Genomic DNA, 14,308 nt, shown 5'->3' on the forward strand with positions numbered 1-14,308 from the left:
CTCAGTCCTTTCCGAATTCCGCGTTGATGAAGTCGAAGAGCTCTTCATCCGTCGCGGAATCGAGCTTGCTGGTGATGTCGCCCTCGGACGTGTCGTCCTCGCGGCCGTTCCAGGCGGCGGCCAGGCCGCGCAGCCGGGTGGCTATCTGTTCGCGGATGCCGTTGTCCGGGGGTGAGGCCGCGAGTGCGGCCTCGAGGTGGTCGAGCTGGGTCAGTACCGGCAGCGGGGCCCCGGCGACCGACCGCAGGATCTTGCTCTGCAGGTGCTCGGCGAGCGCGTTCGCGGTCGGGTAGTCGAAGACCAGTGCGGCGGAGAGCTGGACGCCGGTCGCCGCGATCAGCCCGTTGCGCAGTTCCACGGCGGTCAGGGAGTCGAATCCGAGCTCCCGGAAGGGGCGCCTGGGGTCGAGCGGGACGTCGGCCCCGTAGTCGAGGACGCTCGCCACCTGTCGCTGGATCAGCTCCAGCAGCAGGCTCTGCCGGCCGCTCTCGGACTGACCGGCCAACTGCTGGGCGAGGGTCTGCGCGGGCGCCGCGGCGGCGGCTCCGGAGGCCCGGCGCAGCGGCGCCCGGACGAGGCCGCGGAAGGCGGCCGGCAGGGTCGCGTCTCCCGCCTTCCTGCGCAGGACGGCCAGGTCCAGGCGCATCGGCACCAGGGTGGTCGCGTCGGAGTCCCACGCCCGGTCGAACAGGGCGAGTCCCTGCTCGGGGCTGAAGGCCAGCACGCCCGCCTGTGCCATGCGGCGTCGGTCGCCGTCGGACAGGTTCGCCGACATGCCGGAGGTGGTCTCCCACAGGCCCCACGCCAGCGAGGTCGCCGGGAGGCCGGCCTCGCGGCGGCGGTGGGCGAGCGCGTCCAGGAACGCGTTGGCCGCCGCGTAGTTGGCCTGTCCGGCGCCGCCGAGGGTGCCTACGCCGGAGGAGAAGAGCACGAAGTGGGACAGTCCCAGCTCCGCGGTCAGCTCGTGGAGGTGGAGCGCGGCGTCGGCCTTGGGCCTCAGCACGGTGTCCACCCGCTCGGGTGTCAGCGTGGTCAGTACTCCGTCGTCGACGACGCCGGCGATGTGCACGACCGCGGTGACGGGGTGTTCTCGCGGAACGTCCGCGAGTACGGCGGCCAGGGCCGCGCGGTCCGCGGTGTCACAGGCGACGAAGGTCGCCCGGGCGCCCGACTCGGCCAGCTCGCGGCCCAGTTCGGCGGCACGCGGGTCCTGGGGCCCCTTCCTGCTGAGCAGCAGGAGCCGGCGTACGCCGTGCTCGGCGGCCAGGTGTCGGACGATCTCGGTGCCGATGCCGCCGGTCGCGCCGGTGACCAGCACGGTGCCGTGGCCGTCCGCGGGCGCGGCGTGGGTGTCCGGCCGGCGTTCGGTGACCGGGGCCAGCCGGGGCACGAACACGTCCCCGCCGCGGATCGCGAGCTGCGGCTCGCCCTCGACCGTCGCGTTCGCCACGGCCGTGGCGAGGAGGTCGGCGTCGTCGTCCCGGTCCCCCAGGTCGGCGAGCACGAACCGCTCCGGGTGTTCGGCCTGCGCCGAGAGCAGCAGCCCTCGGGCCGCCGCCTGCGCCGGGTCCACGGGGCCGCCGTCACCGGCGGCCACCGCCCGCTTGGTGACGAACACCGTGCGGGCTCCCGTCAGTCGGGCGTCCGCCAGGACGTCCCCGGCCAGGGCCAGCGTGCGGTGGGTGGTGTGCCGTACGGACTCCAGCAGCTCGCCGGGGGCGGTCTCGACGGTGAGGACCACCAGGTCGGGGCCGTCGCCGCGGTGGGCGGCCTCCCCGAGCTCGGCGACGTCGGGGTAGGTCCGCACCTCTGCGCCCTGGGTGTTGGCGAGGGCCTTGGCCAGGGCGTGCGGGTCGTCGCCCACCACCGCCCACACGGGGGCGCCCTGACCGGTGTCCGCCTGCGGGGCGGGCGTCCACGTCAGCCGGTAGAGCGATTCCGTGCCCGGGGCGCCGGCCGGAGCCTCGGTCGCGGTGCCCTCCCGTACGACGATCCTGTCGACCGTGAGGACGGGCTCGCCCTCGGGGTCGGTCAGCCGGACGGTGACGGCCTCGGGGCCGGTCCGGGTCAGCCTGGCGCGGAGCGCGGTGGCGCCGGTGGCGTGGCGGGACACGCCGTCGAAGTGGACGGGTGTTCCGGCCAGTTCGCCGACGAGTTCCGTCACGGCGGCCAGGAGCGTCGGGTGCAGCCCGAACCGGTCGGCGTCGGCCGCCTCCTCGTCGGTCAGCGCCAGTTCGGCGAACAGCTCGCCCTCGCGGCGCCACACGGCGTCCTGGGCGGTCGGCTCGGCGTCGGCCGGCGGCCACACCGCCGGATCGGGCTCGGTCCGGGCGGTTTCGCCGCCGAGCACGCCGGTGGCGATGCGCTCCCACGCCTCCCGCGAGTCGTCGGCGGGTCCGGTGTGGATGGTGAAGGCGCGCGTGCCGTCCTCGTCGGGGCCGGCCACCGCGAGCTGCAGCGGCGCACCCGGACGGGCGACGGCGGTGCTCAGGTCGAGGCCGGCGATCCGGTCGCAACCGAGCCGGTCGCCCGCCCACAGCACCAGGTCGAGGACCTCGCCGCCGGGAAGGGTCCGGCGGGCGGCGTCCCGGGGCACGGCTCCGCTGAAGAGGAACCCTCCCGTCTGGGGCAGCGGTACGGCCGCGGTGAGCAGCGGGTGCCCGGTCCCGGCCAGTCCGGCGCCGGCCAGGGCGTCGGCCCCGCCGGTCGGCGCGTCGAGCCAGTAGCGCCGGTGCTGGAAGGCGTAGGTGGGCAGTTCCACCCGGCGTGCGCCGGTGCCCGCGAAGAACGCGGTCCAGTCGACGCGACCGGTGCGGACCTGGAGTCTGCCCAGCGCGGTGAGCAGGGTCCGTACCTGGTCCCGCTCCCTGCGCTGGGTGGCGATTCCGGCGGCCGTACCGGCCGCCGACTCCTGGGCCATGGCGGTCAGCACACCGTCGGGGCCGAGCTCCAGGAAGGTGCTCACGCCCTCGTCGAGCAGGGTGCGCACCCCGTCGGCGAAGCGGACCGCGTGCCGGACCTGGCGCACCCAGTAGGCGGGGTCGCGCAGCTCGTCGGGGGTGGCCGCCCGGCCGGTGAGGTTGGAGATGACGGGCAGGACGGGCTCCCCGAAGGTCACCTGTGCCAGTTCGCGCTCGTACTCGGCGAGCATCGGCTCCATCAGGGGCGAGTGGAAGGCGTGGCTCACGGTGAGCCGCTTGGTGCGCAGCCCCGCGCCGGCGAGCCGGGTGTCCGCCTCGGTGACGGCGGTCTCGGTGCCGGAGAGCACCACGGACGCGGGGCCGTTGACGGCGGCGACGGCCGGTTCCGCGGATGCGCCGAGGAGTTCGGACACCTGCGCTTCGGTGGCGGCGACGGACAGCATCGCCCCTCCCTCGGGCAGTGCCTGCATCAGCCGGGCGCGGGCGGTGACCACCCGGGCCGCGTCGGCGGTCGACCACACGCCGGCGGCGTGTGCGGCGACGAGTTCGCCGATGGAGTGGCCGAGCAGCGCGTCGGGGCGGACGCCCCAGTGCGAGAGCAGCCGGAACAGGGCCGTTTCGACGGCGAACAGGGCGGTCTGGGTGTAAAGGGTCTGGTCGAGCAGGGCGGCCTCGGGCGAGCCGGGCTCGGCGAACACGACCGTGCGCAGCGGGCGGGGCAGGTGTCGGTCCAGCTCCGCGCACACCTCGTCGAAGGCTTCGGCGAAGTGCGGGAAGGCCCGGTACAGCTCGCGACCCATGCCGGCGCGCTGGGCTCCCTGCCCGGTGAACAGGAAGGCGAGCCCTCCGTCGGCGCGTTCCTCGGCGGTCGCCCCGGAGGACAGGTCGGCGAGGGCTCCGCGCAGTTCGTCCCCGTCCGCGGCGACGATGACCGCGGCGTGGTCGAGGACCGTACGGGTGGTGGCCAGCGAGTAGGCGAGGTCGGCGACGCCGGCCGGGTCCTGACCGAGGCGTTCGGCCAGGCGGTTGGCCTGCTCGCCGAGGGCCTCGCGGGACCGGGCGGTGATGACGACGGGGACGGGCGTGCCCGGCTCCGTGGTCCGCGGGTCGGAGGTGACGGCGGGGGCGCCGTCCGGTGCCTGCTCCAGGATCACGTGGGCGTTGGTGCCGCTGATGCCGAACGCGGAGACGCCCGCCCGGCGCGGCTCGCCGGTCTCGGGCCAGTCCCGGGCCTCGGCGAGCAGTTCCACCGCACCGGCCGTCCAGTCCACGTGCGGGCTGGGGGCGTCCACGTGCAGGCTGCGCGGGAGCACTCCGTGCCGCATCGCCTCGACCATCTTGATCACCCCGGCCACGCCGGCGGCGGCCTGGCTGTGTCCGATGTTGGACTTCACCGAGCCGAGGTAGAGCGGCCGGCCCTCGGGCCGGTCCTGGCCGTAGGTGGCCAGCAGGGCCTGGGCCTCGATGGGGTCGCCGAGGGTGGTGCCGGTGCCGTGGGCCTCGATCGCGTCGACCGCCGAGGACGGCAGGTCGGCGTTGACCAGTGCCTGCCGGATGACCCGCTGCTGGGCGGGACCGTTGGGCGCGGTGAGGCCGTTGGAGGCGCCGTCCTGGTTGACCGCCGAGCCGCGGATCACCGCCAGGACCGGGTGGCCGTTGCGGCGGGCGTCGGAGAGGCGTTCCACGAGCAGCACGCCGGCGCCCTCGCCGAGGGAGAACCCGTCGGCGGCGGCCGCGAACGGCTTGCAGCGGCCGTTGGCGGCCAGTCCGCGCTGCCGGCTGAACGCGACGAACGAGGTCGGGTCGGGCATCACGGTGGCCCCGCCCGCCATCGCCAGGTCGCATTCGCCGTTGCGCAGTGCCTGCGCCGCCAGGTGCAGCGCGACCAGCGAGGAGGAGCAGGCGGTGTCGACGGTGAGCGCGGGGCCCTCGAATCCGAGGGAGTACGAGATCCGGCCCGAGGCGACGTTGGCCGAGGCGCTGACCAGGAAGCCCTCCATGCCGTCGGTGGAACCGCGCAGGCGGGTGCCGTAGGCCTGGTCGGTCAGGCCCACGTACACGCCGGTGCGGCTGCCCTGCAGCGACTTCGGGTCGATGCCGGCGCGCTCCAGGACCTCCCAGGAGGACTCCAGGAGGAGCCGGTGCTGCGGGTCCATGGCCTGCGCCTCACGGGGCGAGATGCCGAAGAAGCCGGGATCGAAGTCGGCCGCGCCGGCCAGGAATCCGCCCTGGTCGACGTAGCTGGCGCCGGACCGGTCGGGGTCGGGGTCCATGAGCCGGTCCAGGGGCCAGCCGCGGTCGGTGGGGAACGGTGTGATCAGGTCGGCCTCGTCGCGTACGGCCTTCCACAGGTCCTCGGCGGAGGCGATCCCGCCGGGGTAGCGGCAGGCCATCGAGACGATGGCGATCGGATCGTCCTGGTCGACCCGCACGACGGTGGTGGTCGGGGCGCCGGGTGCGGCGGTGTCGCCACCCATCCGCTTGTCCAGGAAACCGGCCAGCTCGATCGCGTTGGGGTGGTCGAACACCATGGTGGCGGGCAACTTCAGCCCGGTGACGGTGCTCAGCCGGTTGCGCAGCTCGACCGCGGTCAGCGAGTCGAAGCCGAGCTCCTTGAGCGCGCGGGCGGGGTCGACGGAGTGTGCGTCGTCGTGCCCGAGGACCGCTGCGACGTGCTCGCGCACCAGGTCGCGCAGGGCGGCGACGCGCTGGGGGCCGGCGAGTCCGGCCAGTCGGCGGGCGAGCGGGGTGCCGTCGTCCGGGGCGTCTTGTTCGGCAGCCGGTTCGGGTCGGGCCTCCGGCAGTTCGTCCAGCAGTCGGCTGGCGCGTTCGAAGGTGAACTGCGGGACGAACCGCGCCCAGTCCACATCGACCATCAGCACGGACGATTCGCCCTCGGCGAGGACCTCGGCCAGGGCGGAGACCGCCAGGTCCGGGTCGATGAGCGGCAGCCCCTTGCGGGAGAGCGTCTCGAACACCGGGTCGTCGGCCATGCCGCCGCCGGCCCAGGGGGCCCAGGCGATGGACAGGGTGGGCACCCCGGCCGCGCGGCGTGCTTCGGCGCGCGCGTCGAGCACTCCGTTCGCCGCCGCGTAGACGCCGTGGTCTCCCGCGCCCCAGGAGGCGCTGATGGAGGAGAAGTAGACGACCGCGTCGAGCTGGGCGGGATCCAGCGCCGCCTCCAGGTTGGCGATGCCGGTGACCTTGGCGGCGAGCGCCTCGGCGAGGTCCTCGACCCCGGCGTCGGCCAGCGGCCCGAGGCCGCCGGCGCCCGCCGTGTGCACCACGGCCCCGATGCGGTCCCCTTCGCGCTGTGCCTGGGCGACCATCTCGGCCACCTGGGCCGGGTCGCCGAGGTCACAGGAGATCAGGGAGGCCCTGGCACCGGCCGCGGTCAGCTCGGCGACCAGTCGGTCGGCGCCGGGTGCGCGGGCTCCGCTGCGGCTGGTGAGGACGATGTGTTCCGCGCCTTCGCGGGCCAGCCAGCGGGCGACCCGTCCGCCGAGGGCGCCGGTGCCGCCGGTCACCAGGACGGTGCCGCGCGGCTTCCAGCCCGCGCCGGGGGCGGCGGGGGCGGGTACGGCGCGGACGATCCGGCGGCCGTGGGTGCCGGAAGCGCGCAGTGCGACCTGGTCCTCGTGGTCCGTGCCGGTGAGGACGGCCACCAGGCGGTCGACCGTCCGTTCGTCGACGGTGTCCGGGAGGTCGACGACACCGCCCCAGGTGTGCGGGGACTCCAGGGCCGCGACCCGGCCCAGGGCCCAGAGTCCGGCCTGCTCCGGGCGGGCGGGTCCTGCGTCGTCGGCGGTGGCGACGGCTCCGTTGGTCAGGAACCACAGCGGGGCCCGGGTGCCGGTGGCGCCGAGCGCGCGCAGCAGGGCGAGGCTGAGGGCCAGTCCCGCGGGTACGACGGCCTCCACCGGGTGCTCGGAGGTGTCCGTGCCGGTCAGCGAGAGGACTCCGGCGGGGCTGGTCTCGCCGAGCACTCCGCGGAGCGCGGCGCTCAGTGCGCTCTCGTCGGAGTCGGCGTCCACGGCCAGGACGAGGAGTTCGGCGGCCCGCTCGCGCAGGGCCCGCACGGTGTCGGTGACCACCGGGTCGTCCGCGGCGCCGGCCGGGACGACCAGGAGCCAGGTACCGGGCAGGGCGGAACCGCGTGCCTCGGGCAGCCGCTTCCACTCGATGCGGTAGCGCCAGGATTCGATCAGTGCCCGGTCCTTGCGGCCCTGCCGCCAGGCGGACAGCGCGGGCACGAGTTCGCGCAGCGGCTGGTCGTCGGCCAGGCCGAGGGTGCCGGCGAGGGCGGGCAGGTCCTGCGCCTCGACCGCCTGCCAGAACCGCTCGTCCTGCGGGTCCTGGGCGGCCGCCCGGGGCGAGGGCCAGTAGCGGGTCCGTTGGAAGGGGTAGGTCGGCAGCTCCACCGGGGTGCCGCGGTGGCCTTCGAAGGCGGGGGTCCAGTCCACGGACACACCGGTGGCCCACAGTTCGGCCAGGGCGGTGCGCATGCGGGTCAGTCCGCCCTCGTCGCGGCGCAGCGTGCCGGTGACCACCGGGTCGGCGCCGGCCAGTTCGGCGGTCTCGGCGAGTGCTCCGCCGAGCACCGGGTGCGGGCTGACCTCCACGAACACGTGGTGGCCCTGCTCGACCAGCGCGGTGACGGCCGGTTCCAGGAGCACCGGCTCGCGCAGGTTGCGGTACCAGTAGCCGGCGTCGAGTGCGGCGGTGTCCTGCCACTGGGCGGTGACGGTGGAGAAGAAGGGAACGGGTGCGGCGGCGGGGCGGACCGGGCCGAGTGCGGCCATGATCTCGTCCTCGATGCGCTGCACCTGCGCCGAGTGGGAGGCGTAGTCCACGTCGATGCGCCGGACGCGTACGTCCTGGGAGCGGGCGTGCGCCATCAGTTCCTCGAGGGCGTCCGGCTCGCCGGAGACCACCATGGCGGAGGGGCCGTTGACGGCCGCGAGGGACACGCGTCCCTCCCAGCGGGGCAGCCACCGCTCGATCTCGGCGCGCGACACGGCGACCGACACCATGCCGCCGTCGCCCGCCAGGGCGCACAGCGCCTTGGCGCGCAGGGCGACGACCCGGGCGGCGTCGTCCAGGGACAGCGCGCCGGCCACGCAGGCCGCGGCGATCTCGCCCTGGGAGTGGCCGACCACGGCGGCCGGTACGACTCCGTACGAGCGCCACAGTTCGGCCAGCGACACCATGACCGCGAACAGCACGGGCTGGACGACCTCGACCCGGTCGAGCGGCGCGCCCGAGCGCACGGTCTCGGTGATGGAGAAACCGGTGTGCGGGGTGAGCGCCCGCTCGCACTCGGCCCAGCGGGAGGCGAAGGCCGGTGCGGTGTCGAGGAGTTCGGCGGCCATGCCCGGCCACTGCCCGCCCTGTCCGGGGAAGACGAAGACGGGGCCGCGGCCGGTGGCGCGTACCGCACCGGTGACGGTGCCGTCGGCGGGTTCCCCGGCCGCGGTCGCCCGCAGTGCGGCGGCGAACTCCTCGTGTCCGGTGCCCAGGACCACGGCGCGGTGCTCGAAGTCGGAGCGGGAGGTGAGCAGCGCGTGCCCGACGGCGTCGGCGGGTACCCGCCGATCCGCGAGCCGCTCGGCGAGCAGGGCGGCCTGGGCGCGCAGCGCCTCGGGTGTACGGGCGGAGAGCAGCCAGGGGGTGGCTCCCGCGTCCGGCCGGTCGACGGGCGCCGATTCCTCTTCCCGCGGGCCCTGTTCCAGGATGACGTGCGCGTTGGTACCGCTGACGCCGAAGGAGGACACGGCCGCACGGCGGGGGCGGCCGGTGTCCGGCCAGTCGCGGTTCTCGGTGAGGAGTTCCACCGCGCCCGCCGACCAGTCCACCTCGGGGGTGGGCTCGTCGACGTGCAGCGTCCGCGGCAGCACGCCGTGACGCAGCGCCTGCACCATCTTGATCACGCCGCCGACGCCGGCGGCGGCGCCGCTGTGCCCGATGTTGGACTTCAGCGATCCCAGCCACAGCGGGCGGTCTTCCTCGCGGTCCCGCCCGTAGGTGGCCAGGAGGGCCTGGGCCTCGATCGGGTCGCCGAGCGTGGTGCCGGTTCCGTGGGCCTCCACGGTGTCGACGTCCGCGGCGGACAGGCCGGCGGCGGACAGTGCCTGGCGGATCACCCGCTGCTGCGCCGGTCCGCTGGGAGCGGCGAGGCCGTTGGAGGCGCCGTCGGAGTTGATGGCGCTGCCCCGGACGGTGGCGAGGACGCGGTGCCCGTTGCGGCGGGCGTCGGAGAGGCGCTCCACGAGGAGGACGCCCACGCCCTCGGCCCAGTTGGTGCCGTCGGCGGCGGCGGCGAAGGCCTTGCAGCGGCCGTCCGCGGCCAGGCCGTTCTGCCGGCCGAAGTCGACGAACGCGCCGGGGGTGGAGATCACCGAGACACCGGTGGCCAGGGCCAGGTCGCACTCCCCCTTGTGCAGGGCGCCGATGGCCATGTGCAGGGCCACCAGCGAGGAGGAGCAGGCGGTGTCGACGGTGACGGCCGGGCCGTGCAGGCCGAGGGTGTAGGCGATGCGGCCGGACACGACGCTGGCCGCGGTGCCGGTCATGAGGTAGCCGTCCGCTTCCGGGGCTCCGGCCAGCACCTGGCCGTAGTCCGAGCCCGCGGCGCCGGCGAACACACCGGTTCGGCTGCCGCGCAGGGCCGCGGGGTCGATGCCCGCGCCCTCCAGCGCCTCCCAGGAGACCTCCAGCAGCAGCCGCTGCTGGGGGTCCATCGCGAGCGCCTCGCGCGGCGATATTCCGAAGAAGGACGCGTCGAAGTCCGCGGCGTCGGAGAGGAATCCGCCCTTCATGGAGAGGTCGGAGCGGCGCAGCCCGGGCAGGTCCCAGCCGCGGTCGGCGGGAAAGTCGCCCACGCCGTCGCGGCCGGAGTGGACCAGGTCCCACAGGTCCTCGGGACCGTTCACGTCTCCCGGGTAGCGGCAGGCCATGCCGACGATGACCACGGGGTCGTCGTGGCGCGCGACCGTCGCGATCTCTTCCTCGTCCTGCCGTACGCCGGAGAGTTCGGCCCGCAGGTACGCGGCGACCGCCTCGGGGGTGGGGTGGTCGAAGACCAGCGTGGCGGACAGTCGCAGCCCGGTCTCGGCGGCGATGCCGTCCCGGAACCGTACGGCGGCCAGGGATTCGAAGCCCAGGTCGCGGAACGGGCGCACCGGGTCGACGGCGTCGCCGGAGGCGTGGCCGAGTACGGCCGCGGCTTGCGCCCGCACCAGGTCCAGGAGGTCGTGTTCCCGGCCGGCGGCGGGGGCGGAGCCCGCCTCGGGGGTCATGGGCGCGGGCAGCGCCCGAACCGCGGGAAGGTCGGCGACCAGCGGCCGGGGGCCCCGGCCGGTGAGGACGGGGTGGAACAGAGCCCAGTCCACGTCGACGACGGCGCAGACCGCCTCGTCCGCGTCCAGGGCCTGCGCCAGGGCCGTCAACGCCAGCCGCGGTGGCATCGGCAGCAGCCCGGGGACGGTGGAGGGTGCCTCCGGACCGGGTGTCTCCCAGGGGCCCCAGCCGACACATGTGGCGTGCCGGCCGCCGAGTGCCCGGCGCTCTGCCAGGGACTCCAGGGCGGCGTGCGCGATGGTGTGCACGACGTCCTCGTTGCCTCCCCAGGTGCCGGCGACGGTGGACAGCAGGACGAAGGCGTCCAGGTCGGCGTCCCGGAACAGCTCCTCCAGCCGTGTCACGGCGATCAGCCGGTCCTCGACGGCGCGGGCCAGCGCGGCCGGGTCGAGGTCGTCCAGGGTGGACGGGCCGGCCGGGTCGATGCCGCTCAGGTGCACCACGGCGGTGACCCCGAGCGGTGTCAGGGCGTCCTCGCCCGTGGTGGGGTCCCACTCGACGAGCGTGTACGGGTGGTCCTGGTCGGCGGCCGGGAGCGGCGCACCGGGGCGGTGTGCCAGCACGACGGTGTGCTCGCCGCCCTCGGAGAGCATCTCCAGCAGGTGCGGCGTCGCTCCCGCCACGTCGCCGGTGACCAGGACGGTCCCGGCGGGGCGCCGTTCACGGCTGCGCCTCGGCGGCTGCGCGGGCAGCAGCTTCCTGGCGAACACCCCGCCGGGGCGCACGGCCAGTTCGTCGGCGTCGCCCGGGGCGGCCAGCACGGCCGCGAGCAGCCGCAGGGAGCGCGCGTCCAGGTCCGCCGGCAGGTCGACGACACCACCGCCGGTGTGCGACAGCCGGCCCAGTCCCCACAGCGGGGCCTGCGCCGCGCCGGGCACGGCCTCGGTGTCCACCCGGACGGCGGCGCGGGTGGCCGACCACAGCGGAGCGCTCACCCCGGCGTCAGCCAGGGCCTGCCGCAGGGTCACGGCGGCTTCCAGCGCCGCGGTGTCCGGCGACGCGGGCAGCGCGAGGACGCCCGCGAGGGTCCTGCCGTCGGGCAGGGCCGCGCGCAGCCGCTCGGCGAGGGCGGCGCGGTCCTCGCCGGTCCGGTATCCCAGCAGCGGCGTCGACTCTCCCAGGGCTTCCGCGACGCGGGCGCCGTCCGCTCCTTCGGGGGCGACGACCAGCCAGGGGTCGTGCGGCGTCGCGCCGGCGTCGAGGCCGGTGTGCGGCGCCCAGCCGACGCCGTACCGCAGCCGGCCCGCCTCGTCGGCCGGGGCGGCGGAGCGCGGTGCGGCCGGGGTGGCGGGCAGCCAGTAGCGCTCCCGCTGGAAGGCGTACGTGGGCAGCGGGGCCGGGCGGGCGGCGCCGCGGGCCGTCAGCATGGCGCCCCAGTCCACCCCCACACCGTGCACGTGCAGTTCCGCCAAGGCGGTCAGGAACGTGCCGGGCTCGGACCGCTGGTGCTGAAGGGTGGGCACCAGCGCCATCTCGCGGCCCGCGTCCTGGAGGCAGTCCCGGGCCATCGCGGTGAGGGCGCCGCCCGGGCCCAGTTCCAGGCAGGCGGTGACGCCCTGGGCGCCGAGCCAGCGGACCCCGTCCTGGAAGCGCACCGTCTCGCGGATCTGCCGGACCCAGTACTCGGGCCAGCTCATCTCCTCCGGCGAGAAGGGGGCGCCCGTCAGGTTGGACACCAGCGGGATGCCCGGCTGGTGGTGTTCCAGGCCTTCGGCGACCGCGCGCAGCCGCTCCAGCATCGGTTCCATGTGGACGGAGTGCGCGGCGTGGCTGATGGGCAGTTTGCGCGTCTGGTGGCCGCGCTCGGCGCTGAGGGCTCGTACCCGCTCCACGGGCTCGGCGTCCCCGGAGAGCACGACGGCGCGCGGCCCGTTGACCGCGGCGAGGGTCACCCGGTCACCGACCCCGGTCTCCTCGATGAGAGCGGTCAGCTCCTCCTCGGACATCTCCAGGGCAACCATCGCGCCGTCGGTGCGCAGCGTCTGCACGAGCCGGCCGCGGGCGGCGACGAGGGTGCAGGCGTCCTCGAGCGAGAGCACTCCGGCGCAGTGGGCGGCGGCGAGTTCCCCCGTGGAGTGGCCGAGCACGAAGTCGGGTACGACGCCCGCGTGTTCGACGAGCCGGAACAGGGCGACTTCCAGGGCGAAGACCGCGGCGAGGGCGTATCCCGTCTGTTGCATCAGGGGCAGGCCGTCCTCGACCCTCCCGTCGAGGATGTCGTCGAGGGGGTAGGCCAGTTGCGGGTCGAGCAGGGTGCGCACTTCGTCGAAGGCCCGCGCGAACACCGGGAAGGTGTCGTACAGCTCCCGTCCGACGCCGACGCGCTGGGAACCTTGGCCGGTGAAGAGGAAGGCCACCGGGCCGGCCGGTGCGCTGCGGCCTCGGACGACGCGGGGGTGCGCCTCGCCGGCGCCGAGCGCGGCCAGTCCGGCGAGCAGTTCCTCGCGGTCCGTGCCGAGGACCACGGCGCGGTGCGTGAGGTGCGCTCGGGTGGTGGCCAGGGAGTGCGCGGTGTCCAGGGTCCGCACCGATGCGCTGTCCTGCGCGTGGCGCCGCAGTCGCCGGGCCTGGGCCCGCAGACCGTCCGCGCCGACCGCCGACACCATCCACGGGACGGGGGCGGCGGGCGAGGTGTCGGCCGGAGCGTCCGCTCCGGGCGCGTCCATGGCGGTGTCGTGTTCGAGGACCACGTGAGCGTTGGTCCCGCTGATGCCGAAGGAGGAGACCGCGGAGCGGCGCGGCCGTCCGGTCTGCGGCCAGGCCTGTTCGTCGGTCAGCAGCCGGACGGCGCCCGCCTGCCAGTCGGCCTGCGCGGTCGGTTCGTCCACGTGCAGGGTGCGCGGCAGCAGCCCGTGCCGCATCGCCTCGACCATCTTGATCACACCGGCCAGACCGGCGGCGGCCTGGGTGTGGCCGATGTTGGACTTGACGGAGCCGAGCCACAGCGGCTCGTCGCCGGCCCGGTCCTGGCCGTAGGTGGCCAACAGGGCCTGGGCCTCGATGGGGTCGCCGAGCCGGGTGCCGGTGCCGTGCGCCTCGACCGCGTCGACTTGGCCGACGCTGAGCTGGGCGTCCGCGAGCGCCTTGCGGATGACCCGGCGCTGGGCGGGGCCGTTGGGTGCGGCCAGTCCGTTGGAGGCGCCGTCCTGGTTGACGGCGGTGCCGCGGATCGTCGCCAGGACGGGCAGGCCCTGCTCGCGTGCGGTGGACAACGGCTGCAGGAGGAGCATGCCGACGCCCTCGCCCCAGCCGGTGCCGTCCGCGGCGGCGGCGAACGCCTTGCAGCGGCCGTCGCCCGCCATGCCGCCCTGCTCGGCCATCTCGGCGAACAGGTTGGGCTCCGCCATCACGGCGGCGGCGCCGACGAGCGCGAAGGAGCACTCCCCCGCACGCAGGGCGCGGACCGCGAGGTGCAGGGCGACCAGGGAGGAGGAGCAGGCGGTGTCGATGGTGATCGCGGGCCCCTGCAGGCCGAGCGAGTAGGAGATGCGGCCGGAGGCGACGCTGCTCGTCGTCCCGGTCAGGACGAGCCCCTTGACCTCTTCGAGGAGTTCGCTGTCGCGCGGTCCGTACTTCTGGTCGGCCATGCCGATGAAGACACCGCCCTCGGTGCCCCGACGGGAGGTGGGGTCGAGGCCGGCCCGTTCCAGGGCTTCCCAAGCGGTCTCCAGCAGCAGCCGCTGCTGGGGGTCCATGGCCAGTGCCTCGCGCGGCGAGATGCCGAACAGTCCCGCGTCGAAGTCACCGGCGTCGGTGAGGAAGCCGCCGGCGAGGCGGAAGTCGCCGCGCAGATGGTCGGTGCGCCAGCCGCGGTCGGCGGGGAAGGCACCGATCGCGTCGCCGCCCGTGTGGACGAACTCCCACAGGTCCTCGGGGGAGGCGATCCCGCCGGGGAAACGGCACGCCATCGACACGATGGCGATGGGCTCGGACGCCCCCGCTTCCAGCTCCTGCACCCGCTGCCGGGTCCGCTTCAGGTCTGCGGTGACCCGCTTGAGATAGTCGACGATCTTGTCGTCAGTCGCCAC

General features: G+C 75.1%; 1 protein-coding gene. It reads right to left on the minus strand.

What is annotated here, in order from left to right:
* Nucleotide 1: 1 nt before the first annotated feature.
* On the minus strand, nt 2-14,308 hold the full coding sequence (locus ACFYW3_RS09530) for a type I polyketide synthase (protein WP_389385994.1): 14,307 nt from the start codon (nt 14,306-14,308) through the stop codon (nt 2-4).

This window comes from Streptomyces sp. NPDC002602, from assembly GCF_042889445.1.
Classification (GTDB): domain Bacteria; phylum Actinomycetota; class Actinomycetes; order Streptomycetales; family Streptomycetaceae; genus Streptomyces.